Here is a 21,179-nt window from a genome sequence, read left to right on the forward strand (position 1 = left end):
TAGTTTAGTTGATATTAGTATAAATTCCTTTATAAAATCCCATGCAAATACTCAGATCTCTTTGAAATTATTATGTCAACTACTTACAGACATTATTAAATAAATATAAAATAAGGGCTCACTCTCATTATTTGTTAAATATCTTCAAATATGATTCTTTCAATTCTATTCCTCTTTGTTTCGCAATATTAGCTACTCTAGTAACATGCTCATCATTTACAATTCTATTCAAAATATAATTGACATCTTCTTTGGTGCTATTTTTATTTAAAGCCTAGAGATAGTGAGGATGTACTGAAGGAATTTGTTAAGCCTGATTCAAGGAAAGAGGTTGATTCTAAAGTGACTATGGAAGAGCTTATTGATATGAATAAACGGCTAGCTAAATATTTAACAATGTTAGAGCTAGTTAGAAATGTGCTTTTGAATGCTATAGAATTATAGGGGAGTAATAATCACTATAAAGCTGTCCTTCAAAAAACAGATACAACATCCCTCATCATATCATTTATCATCTTAAGAAATTTAACAACAACATTACGATATTCATAACTTACTTCAAACTTACAAGACAACGAAGAACATTCGCTCCTCAATTTATATAAACCAAATAATAGTGAATAAAGCACTTTCGATTATATATAAAACCATATAAATATATTCATCTTTCATCTCATTAGCTCGCATTAATTTCACGTCCAATGCCTCAATAAAGATTACATATGGATGAGTATCATCAATAAACTTGGAGACGATAAGGGGGTACCACTTAAGCTTTTCAAAATACAAAGCATGTGTAATATGATGGTCTTTTTGCTGTTAAAAATATATTTATATATTTCATCAAATTCATCTATAGCTTCCTCTTTTGCATTTGGAACATTCTTTCCCAAATATTGCTTAGAATCCGATTCTTCTCCATGCTCATCAAGATCTATCAGATCTGATACCCAATCTCTACATACAACAGATTCACACTCTTGTAATACTTGTGTTAATGCGGGGCGTTTTCTTCACTTTTAACTTCAGGAAGAAGAAAAGATGAAGGCCCCCAGCTACATCTTGCTCTCCTGGTTTTTCTCCTTACTGTATTTCATCACCTAAAGGGGAATCAGTATCTATCTACAACAACTAATGGGATGAGATTGGTATATCGTTTCATTTACCTTCTAACTTATTGCTAATTATTATTTCCTTTAACTTTACTTTCTTGCGTATTTTGATAACAATTTATTATCAACACACTCAGGAGCACCACACTTACTATTACCATATAAATTTACCATATAAATTTCTCACTTTTATACTCTTGCTTTATTATAACTATTATTAGTTCGGCACATCATCAACTTTAAGTACCAATCTTTTTCTATCTCTTATGCCCAAACCTCTATCCATTAAATCTGATAAATACTTTCTTATTTTATAATCAGATACATTTGTATCTTTAGCAATTTTGCTCAAAGGCTTTATAGTGCGCTTGTCATCTTCTAAATTAGATAGAATAAATTCAAGTGATTCATCAAACTCTTTTAGGTGTTTTCTTAGCATCTAGACTAAAAATTCGACGATTATTTTGCTTGAAACTAACTTTTACTGCTTTTAGGCAATGGAACTGAACATAGTAACTTTTGACCGTAAAACTTAGAATAAGCATTTTTCTTATACAGAATTCTTGGCAAATTATATACGAATTATTATTCTTAATCTTAACATCAATACTAGCTATTTCCCCCTAAATTATCCGATCTTTATCAAAGAGTAACTTACGAATACCTTCTTCTTTTTCAATCTGACCTTTTTTAAGGCTCAAAACAGCATCCCTAATAGTATCTTCAAACCTAACCATTTGAATATGTCTCTCTATTGCTTTATTAAGCTCTACAAGCTCTTCCATAGTCGCGTTAGCCTTTTTTAAAAATAATACTGCTTCCTCACTCTACGCCATAATACATCTGAAGTGGCAACCAACATTCTCCTAACATATGCAATAAATCCTTAATAGCTCCTTTACATTCAGATCTTTGGGCAATATTATTATCAACGCTATAGACATTGGCAACACAAGGAAGTAACAATTAATAACAATTGTTATATAATATAATTTATAAGCTTAGCAATGGAATATACTCATAGTAAGTTTTAGTAGATAAATGTGAAAAATATTTAGCCATGAAAAAACTATTACCATTATTTTAAATTGATTTATAGAAACAGAAATACATTTTAACAGAAGGATTATATTATGAATAAATTTTTAAGATTTTTAGGTATATCAATATCAATACTAATGATTAATTGTAATCCTCATTTAAGAAAAAATCAAAAATAGTGGCTTAGATAGCGATAAAAGCAAATATACTGGTCAAAACATTAAAAGACAAGTAAGCAACAAGGACCTTCAAAAAAAGAACTACTAAAGCAGACTTTAAGAAAAATATTATAAAACTCTCCAAGCAAAGAATAAAATTAGATGAAGTATGTCCTATAGAAGCTAAACAAATTGACAATACTCTTCCTTTTTCTCTATACCAAGACTCAATAAGTCTTCTTAAAAAAGCTTTAATGCATAGGACTATTTATCGCTACGCAAATTATAATGAGGGATCAATTGAGTGGCAGGTTGACAAATTTAAAGTTTATACAGAAGAAGTTGATAATTTTGTGAAATATCTAATAGATACTGATAAAATTCATAATTTCAAAAAATATTAAAGTTACAGCAAGGGGAAAAATAACTTTATAGAATTCGAAAAATCCCTTAAAGCCGATAATAAGAGCCCTATAAATCAAGTTGATTATAAACTAGATATAAAAATATAGAAGACGAATTTCTCTACGAGATTAGAAGAGCTTACAGGGATATCATTTTGGCATGTATCACAATATTACTAGGGCTAAAGATAATGCAATTAAACCTCTTATTTATTACAGCAGAATTAAAATGTACATAAACATGGAGAAATACAAACTAAAAAGAAAAGATCAAGGATATTTATATAGTTCTCATTATAAAGGATACACCGAAGTAGAAGGAAAGAAAATAAACAAAATGATGAAGGCTCAAGGGTTAACTTTAGAATTTGATGTTTAATAGCACCTAAAGCAAGTTGTATTTAATAACAGATACACACATACTGTGAATAAACACAAGGGGAGATCAAGGATATATAAGTGCCAGACAGCTAACCAATAAAGCAAAACACAAAAGGCATTGCCTTTAATAGCTCAAGTTAAAACCAAACTAAATCCGCAAAATTTATAATAAAATGGTCTCTAATCACTCAAATTCACGAATTACTTTCATGATTAATCTACTGGTACTTTGGCAAAGAATAAATCACAATTTAAACATCTACAAACACTCCACTTATATTTTAAATACTATTTAAAATACTATTTAAAATAACTATCAAGGTAAAATTGATAAAATTACTAATGAGAAATGCTCTATCTCTTGTTTTATGCACTTATTGGTATATATTTTTTTCAACTAAGGAGATAAAAATGCAATTGAAAAAACAATGTTTGTTTACACTTATGATGATCAGTTTTATTAGCTGTGACTTATTATTTGACAAAAAAATGCAAGATCAATCTGTTGGCCTACTCGATAAGGTCTACTCTATCTGGGATACTAAAGAGCAAGCTAGCAGAAATACCTCTGGCAAGCCAGATAAAGCAATTAAAAAACCTTTGAAAAAGGGAAGTAAAAAACTTAGAAAAGTTATAACAAGAGACAAATTGCGACAAGCCAATGGCTCTGCTGCTTATGTTGGGGCTCCTATTGTCAATGGTATATTAGTTTCAAGTTCTATGACTCAAGGTACACTTAAAGGAGAAGAAGGAGAAAATTTATCTGTTAGTGTCAACGGTGGGAATGATTTAACTTCTCTTAGCAATCAGGAAGGAGAAATTACTGCACCAGGTAGCACACCTACAAGCGGCCTAAGTGGCACTACAGGCACTCTTGGTAGTTTAAGCGGCAAAATATCTAGTTATTCAACAAAAGGTTCAAATTCAAGTCCTCTTAGCGGTTTAAGTAGTGAATACTCAGGTGACTATGAGTACACTTATTCTTCAGCAATAATCTCAGGTTTCTCTGGTTCTATGACAGAAGAAGAAGATGACCCGCGCTACGAATATTATGATCAATTAAAGAAAGCTGAAAAAGATATCGATTCTGCATTTAAGATATTAGAAAAACTAAAAAAAGATAGGGATCAAGTCGAACTTCAAGGTACTATGAGAATGTCTGGTCATTCTACCTCAGAGGATAGAGCAACCGCCCAAGCAAAGTTGAACCAGTTTAGCAAAGCAAAACTAGTACAAGAACTTAAAGATCTTTTGGAAAAAATTGATAAGAATGCTAAGCTAACAATTGATAATGCAGTAGAAGATTTTTCCAAATTCTCATCAGAAACCCCCCAAAGTAATTATGTTACTGAGGCAGATAAAAGCTTATATTTGGCTAAAGATAAATTATACGATCTTATAAAAGCCGTTGAAAGCTCAGCTAATACTTATGATGCTTACGCAAAAAGAACAGGCATAGGTCATGGCTCTAAATTCTCAGAGGTAGAAAATCATTTAAAAGATGCAAAAAGTTTAATCAAGAAAGCCTTAAAATAAGTTAGTTTATCCTTTAAAAATGAGATTATCTAAATATAATTTTTAACTTAAAACAACAGATAGACTCAATTTACAGTCTATCTGTTAATTAATATGCATTCAATGTTTTTAAATTAAACTGCACTATATTTTGTTTTAAAGGAGGCAAAATGCAATTAACAAAAAAATATTTACCAGCAATTCTTTTATTATTAAGCCTTGCTAGCTGTGATTTATTCTATAAAAACAGAAACTCAAATGCTAATTTACTAAAAACTCTTGATAATAATCAAAAACAAGCTCTCATTTACTTTAAAGATACACTTCAAGATAAAAAATATTTAAGTTATTTAACGACAAGCCAGAAAAATTTTTTAGACGATTTAGAGAAAAATAAAAAAGCTCCTGGTTTGCAATATAAACTTAAAAAAACACTAAGCTCTGAGTATGATGAAAGTCAATTCAATAAATTACTTAATGAACTTGGAAATGCTAAGGCTAAACAATTCCTTCAACAATTGCATATAATGCTACAGTCTATCAAAGACGGCACGCTTACAAGCTTTTCATCTGCAAATTTCAATGACTTGCAAAATTTAGAGCAAAAAAAAGAACGAGCATTGCAATCTATCAATGGTGAATTATATGTTGAATACTATTTCTATATCAATGGAATTAGCAATCCGGACAATTTTTTTGAAAAAATAATGCAAAATTTAAAAACTTAAGTTGATCTTATAAATCAAACTGATGCAAAACCAAATCCTTATTAACTGAAATCTTTTGGTTTTACATAAATTTTAATATCGGTATTATTTATATGTTAACCTGAGAGTATAGGCAGTACTCCAATTACTACCTATTTCTCTTTTGGGTTACTACTAATATACAAAGCAATACATTTAAATACACTAATTTTTTATATCAGCACTCAAAGACTAATTTATCGCATGTGCCTTTGCCTTAATTTGCTTAAATTTATCTGCATAACTTAATGCAATAAGTTTGTTACATAATTCTACATTCTCCTCCGCAGGATTATAGAATGCGGCTTTTAACGCTTGTGTATAATCATTATCAACTTTTAAATAATCATCATTTAATTTATCTTTTTCAGCTCGGTCATTTACTATGTTTATAGCTGCTCGCGCTTCGGCTCTTGCCTCAAGAATATTCATAATATTTTGAATAACCATCCTGAATTTATCAGTATTAAAAACAAATCTAGACATTACATAATGAAAATTATTAACAGTATATATTTCAAACCTGCTCAGATGTTTATGATCTTCTTTATGCCGCGGTTTTTTAAAACATTCCCGTACATTACGAAACATAATAAACTCGGAATTCACTACTACATCTCTCAAGTAATAAATGACTCTCGTCTCTTCATCGGTCAAATTAAATTTATCATCTATTTTAGAAATCAACGCCACATCAATATCAATTGCCTCAAACTTGACCTTCGCATCCACAATCAATTTAGCAAAGTTGCTATCATTAGTAAGATTATCATATGCCTGATTAGGATCATCGCATGCCAGTTTTAACACTTTCTCATAATAATTATTAGCGCTCACAAACCGCTTACTTAATGCGTCTTTTTTAGTTACATCTTGTACCTTAGCAACAGCTGCTTCAGCTGAGGCTTTTGCATTAAAAATAACTGCAATATTTTCAGCAACTGTTTGAGTTCTAACAGCACCAAAAATAATAGATAGCAGCTTATAAAAATCATCATCATCATATGTTTTTACTCTTACCCCATCTGCATCACGTACAACAAACCTAGAATCAGTCAATACATTTTTCAAGCACAAAACAGCTCTTGCCTGGTAGTCAGTTAGATTCAATTTAACAAATAATTCATCAAATCTAACATTATTATGATTACCAACACTAACAAATGCCCTATTCATTGGAAAACTAGCATTATGATACCCATCTACTGAACTAGAGACAGTACCTTTTTTATCCACATTACAACTAACTAATAACAATACTAATAATACTTTACTCTTATTACTCTTCATGTCCATTTCCTTTCAATTGACATACAATAAATGCTAATATCCACTCCCCTTCCCGCTTTTAACTTCACGCTCTTACTGCTAAGTGTTAGCTATATTTTTGCTTGAAGGTTCTCCAACCTAGCTTTATAGTCAAAACTCAAATTAGCAAACGCCCCGCCTACAAGGTTGTTATATGCCTTAGTAGAATCTTTAAAAATACGTTTTAACTCGCTTTTATATACATTATCATTAAGCTCAATATCTGCTAGCAATTGATTTCTTTTTGTATCTTCTTGCACCTTATCAACAGCTACAATGGTTGCCTCTACTATTCTTAGGGTTTTTACAATTGAATCTAAAGCCCTTTTAATGTTGGAAGCACTAAAAGGAAGGGATAATAATACGGAATAAACCTCATCATCATGATATACTACTTCTGCTACATTACTTGGAGAAATACCAGAAACGGTTAATGCATCTCGCAAGTAATATACAGCCTTTTTCTCATCAAGAGTCAAATTAAATTTGTTAAATACTTCAGCAGATAATTCTGCAATTTTCTTAACATTACCAAGCTCGCCCTTTGCTATCTCAATTACGTCAGTCAACACAGATGCCTGATCAGGCCTATTAAATACAACTTTTAAAAACTTTTCATTCCAAACTCGGCTTAAATGCTCATGCAATCTACTTTTTTCAAATTCATATTGCACCTTATCAATAGCCCCTTTAGCTTTCTCTAATGCCTTTTGAATTTCCATAATGCTCTCAGCAACTGCTTTAGTGCCATCCTTACCAAAACTATTTAGTAAACTATAAAACTCATCACTGGTGTACGTTTTGTAATCCTTTTTATATGCATCGGGTATAAAATGCTTAAAACTCATTAGTATATCTTTTAAGTAATCTATAGTATTCTTCTCTTCAGTTGTTAGATTAAAATTTTTATACATATCTGTATAACGACTTACATCATCTTCTCTTTCATCCAACAAACTACAACTAACTAACAACAATAATAATGATAACAACTTAATCTCATCCATCTTCATACCTAAACTCCTTTTTAGCAGACTTCCTACATGTACATTTTAACTTTTTTATATAACACAAATAAGCCTGCTACTTATAACTCCTAGCTTCCTCTAATTCATTAATAAGCTATATAAAATTTTTTAACCAAATTACAACTAACTAATTAATAACATTAGTAATAATTAGAGATTATTACTAATAAATAATCTCCTTTTAAATGCACAATAAATACTAGCAATAACTCACTAGTTATTATTCCAGTTTGAAGACCTGCTGTTTGCACTAACTTTTGCTTCGTGCCTCTTGCTTAATTCTGTCAAATTCACCTGCAACAGTATGACTTAAATGCTCAAATATATCACTAGTAAGCTTAGCATATAGCTTATCAGGATCCTTTAATACGGGTTTCAACTCTTGATCATACAAATCCTTCTGACGATTAAACTGCTCTTTTAAATTATTTTTTCTAGTCTCATCCTTTATCTTGCCAATAGCTGCTTCAGCTGCGTGTAGGGCCTTAATAGTCTTTTTCATGTTCTCAACAGCATTTTTAATGTTAGCAGCACCAAGAGGAGGGGACGCTAATAGCTCATAAATCTCATATTTAGTATACGGGGTTACCTTTACTCCAGTATCATCATCTTCACCATGAACAATTGATAAAGCTAAAATGTAGCGAATAACTCTTTTCTCATAAAGATCCAGATTAAAGGTGTCATATATTTTAGCAGATAACTCTGCACTTCTCTTGATTCCTTTTTCAAATACGTCCTTTACTTTCACATTCCGTTCAGCAAGATCATTATATGTCAATGAAGGATCATCAAATGCAACTTTTAATACCCTTTTATACCAATTCTGCCTTAACTCCATCTGCTTGAATACTTCTCGTTCGATTAAATCTCCTATCTTACTGACAGCTTCCTCAGCTTCGGCTTGTGCATTTAGAACTGCCACAATGCTTCCAGCAACTTTTTTAATACCATCCTTACCAAAACTATCTAGCAAACTATAAAACTCATCACTCGTATACGTTTTGTAATCCTTTCTATATACACCGGGTATAAAATGCTTAAAATTCATTAATGTATCTTTTAAGTAATTTATAGCTTTCTTCTCTTCAGTAGTTAGATCAAAATCTTTAAGTAATCCATCTGATTGACTACTTGATCTAGTTGATCTAGGAATCAATGCATGCTGCCCATTAGCTGCATATGGCCTAGGCACTGAATATACACCTTGCTCACTGGACGAAGCTCCACCTGAATTTTCTTTTTTAAATAGATCGCAACTAATTAATAATGTTAATAACATTAACACTGCTTTAATACTATTTAATTTCACAAATATTCTCCTTTTTTATATTATATATAATATAAAATATTACAAATTAATATATTTTATTATATGATAATAAATATTAAGTTTCAACATTATTAAGCTTCTGTACTAATATTCATTTACAAATATCCTTGAAAAGCTTATTAGCATATCTCCTCTGTTCATCTCCTCAAGTGAATACATTACTTATGCTTGTATTTCAAATTTAACTGGAAAATTTCTTAGCGGTTTGTGTTTATTGGTAGATGCGAGATTACACTTGAACTTACTATTTCTATGCTTATAAGTAAGGTTCAACATTAAAAGATTATTGGCAAACTTTCTGTTATTCCCGAGCTTTTCAACATTAATAAATCTATAGCTTTTGAGAACTCAATTATTTTAAATCCTATTTTAGATACTCCTTTCTATTAGCTAGTCTCTTTAATTAAGGTAACTACTACGTATACTTTAACAAATTTGGACTAACTGAAAAAGTTAAGATTTTAATAATCCGGACTATACAAGCACCACCATAAACTTTTATAGCATAACCACAGGAACTTTTAAAGAAAATTTAAAATTTTTTTAAAAAAACTTGAAATAAATAATTTTTTGAACTAATAATTAATTACCAAATACTTTAATTTTTCAAAAGGAAGATTGTTTACTCACAATGTTTTATACATTCTTTTAAATGTCCCCTTTATCAAGGGGGCTTTTTTTCAATCCATTTCTTAAAGGCATAAATATTCTATTCCACATATATCCAACTTTACATTAAGTATTAGCCTAAAATACACACATCAAATTAACAGAATCACTAATTGTGCTATTCATTTTAAACTTATTTTATTACATCAAAGCATAACATTCTAATCAGACCAAAAGACTAGCAATGCTCAAACTGAGATCAAGAACAAACAAAATCTAAAGGTTAAAGCAATTTTAGGTAAAGCTCACTTTAATACACTTTCTCAAGTACTATCAGATTTATGAAGTATATTTATTGTAAAAGGAGACATTATATGGAGCATGTAAAAACAATCATCATTGCAGCACTGCTACTAACGATCAATTGCAAACTAGATAATAAAAGACTAAAGGCAGAGAAGTGATACTAAAACAGCAAAAGAAAATACAAAATCTGTAGAAGAATCTATTGCAGGACAAGTAAGCAAATTTACAGGATTAGCAGTAACTGAAATTAAAGCTTTAAGTACATAAGAACTCGCTAAGATTACTGCTGAGGCAAAAGCAAATTCTAAAAACTCTAAAAAGGGAATTGATAATTTTAGAAAAACTACAGGTAAAGCAAAATTAGAAGTAAATGATATCCCAAATTTTATTAAAGCAATTAAAGATTCTGCTGAAAAGATTGAAATAGCATTCAAAGCATTATTAAATGCAGGATACAATGGGCCTGTAGCAAATGCTGTCAAGAGTAACATAGATAGTGGGATAAAAAATGCTGACTTTACTGGATAAGTTATTAGACACAACTACCAGGATAACTCATAATGGTAGAAAACTAGGGATTAAAGGGACAATAGAGAAATTTAATACACATAATCCAAGATTACAAATTTATATTAATGAATCTCGGGCTAACGCTAACATGAAAGCATACATAAGGGTTATTATGACAAATGTAAGTAGATATTTTTTAATGGTGTCTATGATGAGTTAAAACGACAATTTAGACCAAGCTCCAAGTAATCTTAAAGAAGCTTTGACATCTCTAAAAGAGGCTGCCGACTCTATAAGCACTGCAGCAGGAATAATTGAGCTATGTTTTAATAGCAATTATTAATCAATTAAATATCATTAACGATATACTAAGAAAATGTCTTTATAACATTATATTGGCATATCTTCTATTTTTAATAAGCGTATAAATCTTTGTTTAGGCAACTTAAGTATTTCTGGTCATAAATAAACATGTAATTATCATATTTATTTGAAAATAAAGCCCGCTATTATAGTAATTACATTATACGTAAGCTTATTATGATAATAACGCCTTGACAAATCAAATGCAATAGCTTTATGCATACCTACCCTAACAAACTCACTATAAATTTGCTTTTCTGCGATATACGGATTATCCTTAGCCTTTACATTCTGCATAAACACACCCTCTACTCTATTAGACTTTAAATCTAGATAAATAATCAATAAAAAATAATCTTTAAAAACCAAATAAGCTGCACTAAATTAGCATTAACTGCAAAACAATTACGGGTATCAATAGACTATAAAGTCAACATTACACTTAACTAACTATCATTAATGTAATAACTTATTCCTTTTTAAATTGCGCTTGTATTTCAACAATATGCAATATATGACTAAACATCAATTATTGAATAAGCATTATTATAATGAATATTATATCTTTCCTCTCCACCATCTTGATATTTAAATTTGATATCATATATAATATCAAATAATATACAATATTAAATTACATGAAGTATCAAATAATATACAATGTTATTTGATAAAATATTAATTAATATTTGTTAAATTTTACAAGCAAGGAGAATATTGTGAAAAATTATTTTTTAATCATATATTTTCTAATAATTTTTACCGCTTGCAAATCAGACCTTAACGAACAAAGAACAAAAGAATTGCATCACAAGGATCAACCAAATTGGACACAGTCAACGCAAAGAGATGGCACATCATCACTACAGACACAGATACAAAAAAAATGCAAAGAAGAGGCTGAAAAAAAAGCAAAACAGATGTTAATAAAATCTTTAAGAGAACGGATTCAAAATGTCACGGTTTTAATAGAGAGAGACAAAGCAAATACTCAAAAGAATGAGCCTGCAGATCAATTTGGAATGAAAAATGGAGCATTTAAAATCATCATAGGCAATCCTAGTCAGAAAGCTTACAATGATCCTGAAAGTCAAAATAACAGAAGACAATTCTATTCGTCTCTAGGTTACAACGAAGAAAAAATTAGAAGTATTGGGATCATTCTTAATCAAATAACATCTGATGGTACCAATAGAGGACAATTACACATAGACATCACAAATGCAGGAAGAGCTTACTCGCAATTTTTATTTGAACGAGTAATCGATAAAATAAAAGAAGCTCAAGACAAGTTTGATTCTCTGGCCCTTCAGGATTTAAGAACAATTAAAATTAAACTTGATTCAATTGAAAAAATAAAGTTACTGTGGCAAAACACTGTAGATAGTATCACCAAGGATTATGATGATGACAGGGATGGGATTAAAACTGATAGCAAAAAATTAATTGAACATATAAAAGAAAAATATGGCAACCTACTTCAAAAGGAAATCCCTGCAATCGGCATACTAGCTGGTGATATTAACAAAATTTTAAAAACAATAAATTAGCAATCTATATTAAACATTATAATAATGAATTTATAAACCGCAGAAGAGAAGATATCCTCTTTTCTGCTTTTATTTTTACCTTTATGCTTAAAATTTTTACTTAAATTCAATAAAAAAGATATAAATATGATAAGACTTTACTTTAAGACATACAACAATCTATAACTGTCTTAAAGTAAAACTTTAAAATAATCCCTTAGCACAATACATACTATCTTGACAGTAGCATTACTACGCAGATATACGTGTATAATATTATTTATAGCTATTATTTAATAAATAATATTTAATTGCCATTATTTAATAATAATAAACTATAATTTATTAAATCTTAAAAGCAAGGGGTATATTTTGAAAATCTATTTTTTTGTCATGCCTTTTATAATAATTTTTACTCTAACTACTTGCAACTCAGATCTTGATTTATTTCCAAAAACAGGAATAGTAGGCTTGCGCAACTTTCTTGGTAGCTTAGAGCCAAAAGCGATAGAAAAACTTAAAAATGCTTTAATAAATGAGCTAAGAAAAAAAGCTTCCAATATTAAACCCATATTAGATATACACAATAATGATACCTGGATCGAAGATAGTACTCAATTTGGAATGAAAGGAAATGGCAAGGCATTTGATATGATTGACAATAAGGCAAATACTCAAAAAGTAAGTAATAATATAAATAAATCAGTTAGAAGGCAATTTTATTTAGCTTTGGAATACGATGAGAAAACAATTAAAGACTTAGGAGCAGTTCTTAACCAAATAACAGCAACTATTACTCATAGAAACAATACGCTGCTTACCAAGATCACAAATGCAGCAATAATATACTCTTCCAACTATTTTGAACTTGCATTCACAGCGCTCATTAATAAAAAGGATCAACTTGAATCTTTAAATCTTAATACTCTCCTCTTCCTTAAAGAAGCATTTGATATACTTGAAAGGATAAGAAATAATTGGAAACAAACTGTAAAAAAGCTTACCAATGATTACATTAATGATAAAAATAATATTAGAACTAACAAAACTAAAATTATATCCCACATAACTCATAACTATAGATCGAACTTTACAACCGCAATTAATAGAATTGATACAATAAGTAGTAACATTGCAATAATCTTAAAAGAACTTAGATAAACGATGGGGTTAAGCAGAGACATTTAAGAAAGATATATTACATATTTCAAATAATAACCTGATTATTTAACTTTTCCTATTGATATTCAAAATTAAATCAATATAATAAATAATAATTATCAATTAATAATAAGCATTGTTATAAAATAAATTAATACCGCATTTAATTTTAAAAACAAGGGGAACACTTTGAAAAATTATTTTTCTGCAACATTGATTTTCATAACCTTTATTCTAATTGCCTGCAATCCAAATCTTAAACCAGCTCCTAATGAGACAAGAAATAGAAAGGCTAAAATTCTAATAGATAAACTAATAAGCCAAACTGATAATATTAAACACATACTCAATATACACAACAATGATAAATGGGTCGAAGATAACACTCAATTTGACATGAAGGGAACAAATCAATTATTTGATGTCATTAGCACTGATAATAACAAAAAATATAAGGATAATGAATTTGCCAGGAGAGAAATTTATTTAGCCTTCGAGTATCACACAAGCTCCATTAGAGAATTTGGGACAATTGCTAACAAATTAGCAGATGGTGCTATTAAAGGCAGTAATCAAGATATTCAACACCTAAACATGGTCATAAACCAAGTAAAGCAATATGCTAGAAATTATTTTTTAGCTGCATTCACACCACTAATCAACAAAAAAGATAACCTTACCTCTTTAAGTTTTCGTGACTTAAGAAAACTTACAAACAAATTCAAAACACTTGAAAATAAAAAACAACAGATTAAAAATACGCTGCTCAGGATAAAAAATGATTTCAATAATAATCATAATAATATTAAAACAGGCAGTATCGCTAATTTAATAAAATACCTGACTGTCGATAATAAATATCCTGAACAACTTACATATGCAGCTATTACAATCGACTACATATGTAAAGACATTAGCTCAATCTTAGGTAAAATATAAACATTATGTAACATATATTACATCTCAAATAAAGAATAATAATAAGAAGAAAAGGTATTCTTTTCTTCTTACTGAGTGTAAGGATTTACGCTTAAGAAATTTACAGATCAGCAAGTGTTATTCAGATATTTAAACACATTTGGGTCTTTGTATGTTTTATTTATTCAATTTTATTTGTACCATTTGAATGGTACTCTAAACAACATTTAACATCAAAATTCAACCAACATAATCATTATAATTGTTATACATATAAATAACATTCTTATAATATGATTACAATAATATTATTCAACTCTTACCATCTTGATATTTGAATCAAATAAATATATAATACCATATAATAACAATTATTAACTAATACTTTTGTAAGTAATGTTAATAACTCTGTTTAATCTTGAAAATAAGGAGAATATTTTGAAACACAAGGTTTTTATTATATGTATTTTAACAGGCTTGATTTTACTGGGCTGTAATCAAAATTCAAAGGAGAAGGAAGATCCTACAACACCGGTTGACACAGCCCAACAAGAAAAAGCTGCAAAACAGGCTATTATCGATGACTTAACAGCAAAAGCTCAACAAGTAGAAACAGAACTAAGCACACATAAGGATACAGCTTGGGATGAAACTGCACAAGCTTATGACATCTCAGGTGCCGATCAATTATTTGATGCAATTGAATATGATAATGCTCAGAGTCAAAAAACAAAATACAATGGCAATGATAATGAGAGTAAAAAAGCTAGACGAGAAATGTACCTAGCCTTTGCTTATAAGAAAGACGACATTAAAGCTTTTGGGGCACTTGCCAACAAAATGACAGCTCCAGGAGCACCTCCAGAAATGAAGGGTACTCTAGAGATGATTGTAGATAATATGAGACAATATGCTAGGGATTTCTACTTAACAGCATTCGATACGCTAACTAGCAAAAAAGATAGGCTTATGGAACTGACTCTAAGCGATCTAAAAATACTGAAAACAAAGTTCCATATACTTCTAGCATCAAAAACAAATCTTAAAAGTGCAGCAGATGTAATCATCGGGGACTACAATAATGATATAGAAATTGGCGCTGCTAACCCTAAACATAAACTTAAAACTAATGCTACTGCTGAGGAAATAAAAAAGTACTTAGAAGACAAAAAAAATATCTTTACGACTGACTTAAATACAGTAAAAAATGACGTTCCCAAGATTATTACAATCTTAAATAAGATTCAATAAGAAGATACATAAATATCGGATATAAAATTTATTATAAAACAAGGACAAGAAACACTCTTCTCCTTGTTTTCTTTAAAAAAGGAGAAGATTATGAAATACAAGATTTTTATTATATGTATTTTAACAGGTTTGTTTCTACCACTCTTAGCTCTGGTTTCTTGCAACTCAGAACCTGAAAAAACAGAGGGAGTAAAATTAGGAGCAAAATCAAATGCAAACACTCTTACACCAAAGCCTGGTCCACGCAAGCACGATCCACCAAAGCCTGGCAAGACTGATCCACTAAAGCCTGATAATCCTGGCGGAGGGGCAGCGGGCAATTCTAGCGGAGGGGCAGCAGGCAATTCTGGCAGCGGAGCTGCAAACCAACAGGATGAAGCTGCAAAACAGCACATCGTCAATCACTTAACAGCACTTATTGTTCCATCAATAAAAGATAACATAAACATATATAATAGTATAACTTGGAATGAGGCTGCAGAAGCTTATGACATCTCAGGCGCCAATCAATTATTTGATGTAATTGAATATGATAATGCTCAGAGCCAAAAAACAAAATACAATGGTAATGATGATGAGAGTAAAACAACTAGACGAGAAATGTACCTAGGCTTTGGTTATAATAAAAACTACATTAAGGCTTTTGGGGCACTTGCAAACAAAATAGCAGCAACTAAAAATGTACAAATGAAAACCGAGCTTGAAAATATGGTGAAGAAGATAAGAGAATATGGTACAGCTTACCACTTAACAGCATTCAATACGCTAATTAACAAAAAAGATAAGCTTTTGAAGCTGGATCTAAGTGATTTACAAATACTGAAAGCAAGGTTTGATGCAATTCATCCAACAGAGATAACTATTCTCTTTACATTCAAAGATACAATCTACAGTGATTACGAGCTTAACATAGAAGTTGGTACCGCTAAACATACACTTCAAGATAATGCTACCGCTGAGGAAATACAAAAGTACCTAAAAGATAAATTCACTTCAGTCGAACCCGACTTCGCTAAAGTCATAGAGGAAGCTCCCAAGATTGCCGGTATCTTAAATAAGATTCAATAAAATATCAATATCGATTATAAATCTATTACATAATAAATTTGTTATTAAATTTTGTAATAAGGAGAAACATTTTTTTCCTTATTCTTTTTCGCAGCCTTATACCATCTTGATATTTAAATCAAATAAATATATATTATTTTATTATTAGAATTATTTATTAATAATATTGCTAATAATATATTTGTTTAATCTTGAAAATAAGGAGAATATTTTGAAATACAAGATTTTTATTATATGTATTTTAACAGGTTTGTTTATACCTCTCTTAGCTCTGGTTTCTTGCAACTCAGAACATGAAAAAACGGAGGGGGATAAATTTCCTACAAACACACAAAATGAGGCTGAAAAACAGGTTATTGTCGATAAACTAATAACCTCTATTATTATTCCAGCAATAAAAACCAACATAGACATATATAATAGTACAACTTGGGATGAGACTGCAGAAGCTTATGACATCTCAGGTGCCAATCAATTATTTGATGTAATTGAATATGATAATGCTCAGAGCCAAAAAACAAAATACAATGGTAATGATGATGAGAGTAAAACAACTAGACGAGAAATGTACCTAAGCCTTCATTATATTTCTAGCATCATTAAAGCTTTTGGAGCACTTGCAAACAAAATGGTAGCAGCTAAAAATGCACAAATGAAAACCGAGCTCGAAAATATGGTGGATAAGCTAAGAAAACAGGGGAAAGCTTTCTACTTCACAGCATACAATACGCTAATTACTAAACAAGATAAGCTCTTGAAGCTGGATCTAAGTGATTTACAAACACTGAAAGTAAAGTTTGATGCAATTAATTCAGCAAATAAAAAGATTTACCCAGCATTCGTAAAGCCAATTACAAATGATTACTATAAGAACATAGAAATTGGTACCGCTAAACATACACTTCAAGATAATGCTACCGCTGGGGAAATACAAACTTATCTAAAAGACAAATTCAATTCAGCTGAACCCCACTTCAATACAATCATAAATGAAGCTACTGATATTGCCAACATCTTAAAGAAGATTTAATAAGATATCAATATCGGCTATAAATCTATTGCATAATAAATTTGTTATTAAATTTTGTAATAAGGAGAAACATTTTTTTCCTTATTCTTTTTGCATTCTTATACTATCTTGATATTTAAATCAAATAAATATATATTATTTTATAATAAGCATTATTTATTAATAATATTGATAATTATATTATTTAATATATTTGTTTAATCTTGAAAATAAGGAGAATATTTTGAAATACAAGATTTTTATTATATGTATTTTAACAGGTTTGTTTATACCTCTCTTAGCTCTGGTTTCTTGCAACTCAGAACCTGAAAAAACAGAGGGAGTAAAATTAAATGCAAACACTATTACCCCTAAGCCTGGCCTACGCAAGCCCAATCCACCTAAGCCTGGCGGCGGGGCAACTGATCCTAGCGGTGGGGCAGCAGCAGGCAACTCTGGCAGCGGAGCTGCAAACCAACAGGATGAAGCTGCAAAACAGCACATTGTCAATCACTTAACAGCACTTATTGTTCCATCAATAAAAGATAACATAAACATATATAATAGTATAACTTGGAATGAGGCTGCAGAAGCTTATGACATCTCAGGTGCCAATCAATTATTTGATGTAATTGAATATGATAATGCTCAGAGCCAAAAAACAAAATACAATGGTAATGATGATGAGAGTAAAACAACTAGACGAGAAATGTATCTAGGCTTTGGTTATATTGCACTCGACATTCAAGCTTTTGGGGCACTTGCAAACAAAATGATAGCAGCTAAAAATGCACAAATGAAAACCGATCTTGAAAATATGGTGGATAAGATAAGAGAATATGGTACAGCTTACTACTTAACAGCATTCAATACGCTAATTAAAAAACAAGATAAGCTTATGAAGCTGGATCTAAGTGATTTACAAACACTGAAAGTAAAGTTTGATGAAGTTAACTCAACAGATAACAAGATTTACTCAGCATTTGCAAATTCAATCGAAGAGGATTACAATAAGAACATAGAAATTGGTACCGCTAAACATACACTTCAAGATAATGCTACCGCTGAGGAAATACAAAAGTACCTAAAAGACAAATTCACTCCGGTCAAACCCGACTTCGATAAAATCATAAAGGAAGCTACCGATGTTGCTGGTATCTTAAATAAGATTCAATAAGATATCAATATCGGTTATAAATCTATTACATAATAAATTTGTTATTAAATTTTGTAATAAGGAGAAACATTTTCTCCTTATTCTTTTTGCATTCTTATATTATCTTGATATTTAAATTGAACAAATATTATTTTATAATAACTATTATTTATTAATATAATTACTAATAATATTAATATATTTGTTTAATCTTGAAAACAAGGAGAATATTTTGAAATACAAGATCTTTATTATATGCACTCTAACAGGTTTGTTTCTACCTCTCTTAGCTCTGGTTTCTTGCAACTCAGAACATGAAAAAACAGAAATAGTAAAATTAGGAGCAAAATTAAATGCAAACACTCTTACACCTAATCCTGGCAAGACTGATCCACTAAAGCCTGATAATCCTGGCGGAGGGGCAACTGATCCTAACGGTGGGGCAGCAGCAGGCAATTCTGGCAGCAGAGCTGCAAACCAACAGGATGAAGCTAAAAAACAGAGTATTATCGATTACTTAATAGCACTTATTAATCAAGGGATAAAAGACAACATAAACACACATAATGATACAACTTGGAATGAGGCTGCAGGAGGATACAACATTCAAGCTTCCAATCAATTATTTGGTGTAATTCAGTATACTGATGCTCAGAAGCAGCAAAAACTCTATAACCTTCAGGATAATGAGAGCAAAACAGCTAGACGAGAAATGTACCTGGGCTTTGATTATTTTCCACCATACATTGAAGCTTTTGGGAAACTTGCAAATAAAATGGTATCAACTCAAAATGTACAAATGAAAACCGATCTCGAAAATATGGTGGATAAGATAAGAGAATATGGTACAGCTTACTACTTAACAGCATTCAATACGCTAATTAAAAAACAAGATAAGCTTATGGGGCTGGACCTAGGTGATTTACAAACACTGAAAGAAAAATTTAATGAAATTAATTTAGCAAATACCGAGATTTCCCATGAATTCACATATCTAATCTACTATAATTACGATAAGAATATAGAAGTTGGTACCGCTGACCCTAAACATCAACTTCAAACTACTGCTACCGCTGAGGAAATACAAGATTATCTAAAAGACAGATTCAATTCAGCTGAATCCGACTTCGATGCAATCATAAAGGAAGCTACCGATATTGCCAACATCTTAAATAAGATTCAATAAGATATAAACATCGGTTATAAATCTATTACATAATAAATTTGTTATTAAATTTTGTAATAAGGAGAAACATTTTTCTCCTTATTCTTTTTTGCATTCTTATATTATCTTGATATTTAAATTAAACAAATATTATTTTATAATAACTATAATATAGTAATACTATTGCTAATAATATTAATATATTTGTTTAATCTTGAAAATAAGGAGAATATTTTGAAATACAAGATTTTTATTATATGCATTTTAACAGGTTTGTTTTTACCACTTTTAGCTCTGATTTCTTGCAACTCAGAACCTGAAAAAACGGAGGGAGTAAAATTAGGAGCAAAATTAAATGCAAACACTCTTATGCCAAAGCCTGGCAGAATTGCAGACCAACAGGATGAAGCTAAAAAACAGCTTATTATCAATGACTTAATAGCATTTATTATTCCAATAATAAAAGACAACATAGACACACATAATGATACAACTTGGGATGAGGATGCGCAAGGATACAACATTAAAGCTTCCAATCAATTATTTGGCGTAATTCAGCATACTGATGCTCAGGGCAATAAAAAACTCTATAACGCTCAGGATGATGGAAGTAAAACAGCTAGACGAGAAATGTACCTAGGCTTTGATTATAAGAAAAACTACATTAAAGCTTTTGGGGCACTTGCAAACAAAATGATAGCAGCTAAAAATGCACAAATGAAAACCGATCTCGAAAATATGGTGGATAAGATAAGAGAATATGCTAGAGCTTACTATTTAACAGCATTCAATACGCTAATTAAAAAAAAAGATAAGCTCTTGAAGTTGGATCTAAGTGATCTACAAACACTGAAAGCAAAGTTTTGGGGAATGTCATCCACATATCGCGATATTTCATTTCACTTATCTTCAATCTACAATGATTACGATAAGGACATAAAAGTTGGTACCGCTAAACATCAACTTCAAACTACTGCTACCGCTGAGGAAATACAAAAGTACCTAAAAGACAAATTCAAGCCAATTGAAGCCTACTTCAATACAATTATAAATACAGCTCCCAGGGCTACCGGTATCTTAAATAAGATTCAATAAGATATAAACATCG

General features: G+C 30.3%; 19 protein-coding genes. 12 read left to right on the forward strand and 7 right to left on the reverse strand.

Features of this window, described 5'->3' with window-relative positions; genetic code table 11:
* Positions 1–1,329: 1,329 nt before the first annotated feature.
* Entirely contained in the window at positions 1,330–1,551 is a 222-nt protein-coding gene (locus bhDAH_RS05725) for a hypothetical protein (RefSeq protein ID WP_062705800.1), read from the reverse strand.
* A gap of 184 nt (positions 1,552–1,735) precedes the next feature.
* Positions 1,736–1,897: a hypothetical protein gene (locus tag bhDAH_RS05730; protein WP_155719661.1), complete on the reverse strand. Its 162-nt coding sequence runs from the start codon at positions 1,895–1,897 to the stop codon at positions 1,736–1,738.
* Between the two features lie 1,047 nt (positions 1,898–2,944).
* Between bhDAH_RS05730 and bhDAH_RS05735 the strand changes: the two genes are divergently transcribed.
* The 3 genes from bhDAH_RS05735 (at position 2,945) to bhDAH_RS05745 (ending at position 5,339) form a co-directional block, all read left to right on the forward strand.
* Positions 2,945–3,094, forward strand: coding sequence for a hypothetical protein (locus bhDAH_RS05735; RefSeq protein WP_247098903.1), 150 nt, complete (start codon positions 2,945–2,947; stop codon positions 3,092–3,094).
* 413 nt (positions 3,095–3,507) lie between these two features.
* On the forward strand, positions 3,508–4,632 hold the full coding sequence (locus bhDAH_RS05740) for a fibronectin-binding protein (protein WP_020732343.1): 1,125 nt from the start codon (positions 3,508–3,510) through the stop codon (positions 4,630–4,632).
* Positions 4,633–4,781: 149 nt separating this feature from the next.
* Positions 4,782–5,339 (forward strand): hypothetical protein, encoded by a 558-nt coding sequence (locus bhDAH_RS05745; RefSeq protein ID WP_020732344.1) that lies wholly within the window; start codon positions 4,782–4,784, stop codon positions 5,337–5,339.
* 210 nt (positions 5,340–5,549) lie between these two features.
* On the opposite strand, the gene bhDAH_RS05750 is transcribed toward bhDAH_RS05745, so the two are convergent.
* From bhDAH_RS05750 to bdr, 5 genes are all read right to left on the reverse strand, one after another.
* Entirely contained in the window at positions 5,550–6,647 is a 1,098-nt protein-coding gene (locus bhDAH_RS05750) for a BTA121 domain-containing protein surface lipoprotein (protein WP_020732345.1), read from the reverse strand.
* An 89-nt stretch (positions 6,648–6,736) separates the two neighbouring features.
* Positions 6,737–7,678: a BTA121 domain-containing protein surface lipoprotein gene (locus tag bhDAH_RS05755; RefSeq protein ID WP_020732346.1), complete on the reverse strand. Its 942-nt coding sequence runs from the start codon at positions 7,676–7,678 to the stop codon at positions 6,737–6,739.
* Between the two features lie 265 nt (positions 7,679–7,943).
* On the reverse strand, positions 7,944–9,005 hold the full coding sequence (locus bhDAH_RS05760) for a BTA121 domain-containing protein surface lipoprotein (protein ID WP_020732347.1): 1,062 nt from the start codon (positions 9,003–9,005) through the stop codon (positions 7,944–7,946).
* A gap of 1,076 nt (positions 9,006–10,081) precedes the next feature.
* Positions 10,082–10,423, reverse strand: a complete 342-nt coding sequence (locus tag bhDAH_RS05765; protein ID WP_206743764.1) for a hypothetical protein — start codon at positions 10,421–10,423, stop codon at positions 10,082–10,084.
* 514 nt (positions 10,424–10,937) lie between these two features.
* Positions 10,938–11,111, reverse strand: coding sequence for a Bdr family repetitive protein (gene bdr / locus bhDAH_RS05770; RefSeq protein WP_155719663.1), 174 nt, complete (start codon positions 11,109–11,111; stop codon positions 10,938–10,940).
* A gap of 392 nt (positions 11,112–11,503) precedes the next feature.
* Between bdr and bhDAH_RS05775 the strand changes: the two genes are divergently transcribed.
* From bhDAH_RS05775 to bhDAH_RS05815, 9 genes are all read left to right on the forward strand, one after another.
* Positions 11,504–12,364 (forward strand): complement regulator-acquiring protein, encoded by an 861-nt coding sequence (locus tag bhDAH_RS05775; protein ID WP_257722527.1) that lies wholly within the window; start codon positions 11,504–11,506, stop codon positions 12,362–12,364.
* A 351-nt stretch (positions 12,365–12,715) separates the two neighbouring features.
* Positions 12,716–13,504 (forward strand): complement regulator-acquiring protein, encoded by a 789-nt coding sequence (locus bhDAH_RS05780; protein WP_020732350.1) that lies wholly within the window; start codon positions 12,716–12,718, stop codon positions 13,502–13,504.
* Positions 13,505–13,693: 189 nt separating this feature from the next.
* Positions 13,694–14,443: a CRASP family complement regulator-acquiring lipoprotein gene (locus bhDAH_RS05785; RefSeq protein ID WP_020732351.1), complete on the forward strand. Its 750-nt coding sequence runs from the start codon at positions 13,694–13,696 to the stop codon at positions 14,441–14,443.
* A gap of 417 nt (positions 14,444–14,860) precedes the next feature.
* Positions 14,861–15,673, forward strand: a complete 813-nt coding sequence (locus bhDAH_RS05790) for a virulence associated lipoprotein (RefSeq protein ID WP_020732352.1) — start codon at positions 14,861–14,863, stop codon at positions 15,671–15,673.
* A gap of 90 nt (positions 15,674–15,763) precedes the next feature.
* Positions 15,764–16,741, forward strand: coding sequence for a CRASP family complement regulator-acquiring lipoprotein (locus bhDAH_RS05795; RefSeq protein WP_020732353.1), 978 nt, complete (start codon positions 15,764–15,766; stop codon positions 16,739–16,741).
* Between the two features lie 211 nt (positions 16,742–16,952).
* Positions 16,953–17,771, forward strand: a complete 819-nt coding sequence (locus bhDAH_RS05800; protein WP_020732354.1) for a CRASP family complement regulator-acquiring lipoprotein — start codon at positions 16,953–16,955, stop codon at positions 17,769–17,771.
* A 223-nt stretch (positions 17,772–17,994) separates the two neighbouring features.
* On the forward strand, positions 17,995–18,927 hold the full coding sequence (locus bhDAH_RS05805; RefSeq protein WP_062705803.1) for a virulence associated lipoprotein: 933 nt from the start codon (positions 17,995–17,997) through the stop codon (positions 18,925–18,927).
* Between the two features lie 211 nt (positions 18,928–19,138).
* Positions 19,139–20,092: a virulence associated lipoprotein gene (locus bhDAH_RS05810; protein ID WP_062705806.1), complete on the forward strand. Its 954-nt coding sequence runs from the start codon at positions 19,139–19,141 to the stop codon at positions 20,090–20,092.
* Positions 20,093–20,305: 213 nt separating this feature from the next.
* Positions 20,306–21,166 carry a CRASP family complement regulator-acquiring lipoprotein gene (locus bhDAH_RS05815; RefSeq protein ID WP_020732356.1) on the forward strand — a complete coding sequence of 287 codons (861 nt, stop codon included), beginning with the start codon at positions 20,306–20,308 and terminating at the stop codon, positions 21,164–21,166.
* Positions 21,167–21,179: the final 13 nt, after the last annotated feature.

This window comes from Borrelia hermsii DAH (assembly GCF_023035675.1).
GTDB classification, from domain to species: domain Bacteria; phylum Spirochaetota; class Spirochaetia; order Borreliales; family Borreliaceae; genus Borrelia; species Borrelia hermsii.

Coding starts and splice junctions, on each gene's coding strand:
- bhDAH_RS05725 (WP_062705800.1), bottom strand. CDS start 1,551: ATGCTAAGAAAACACCTAAAAGAGTTTGATGAATCACTTGAATTTATT.
- bhDAH_RS05745 (WP_020732344.1), top strand. CDS start 4,782: ATGCAATTAACAAAAAAATATTTACCAGCAATTCTTTTATTATTAAGC.
- bhDAH_RS05730 (WP_155719661.1), bottom strand. CDS start 1,897: ATGGAAGAGCTTGTAGAGCTTAATAAAGCAATAGAGAGACATATTCAA.
- bhDAH_RS05740 (WP_020732343.1), top strand. CDS start 3,508: ATGCAATTGAAAAAACAATGTTTGTTTACACTTATGATGATCAGTTTT.
- bhDAH_RS05750 (WP_020732345.1), bottom strand. CDS start 6,647: ATGAAGAGTAATAAGAGTAAAGTATTATTAGTATTGTTATTAGTTAGT.
- bhDAH_RS05795 (WP_020732353.1), top strand. CDS start 15,764: ATGAAATACAAGATTTTTATTATATGTATTTTAACAGGTTTGTTTCTA.
- bhDAH_RS05755 (WP_020732346.1), bottom strand. CDS start 7,678: ATGAAGATGGATGAGATTAAGTTGTTATCATTATTATTGTTGTTAGTT.
- bdr (WP_155719663.1), bottom strand. CDS start 11,111: ATGCAGAATGTAAAGGCTAAGGATAATCCGTATATCGCAGAAAAGCAA.
- bhDAH_RS05735 (WP_247098903.1), top strand. CDS start 2,945: ATGTACATAAACATGGAGAAATACAAACTAAAAAGAAAAGATCAAGGA.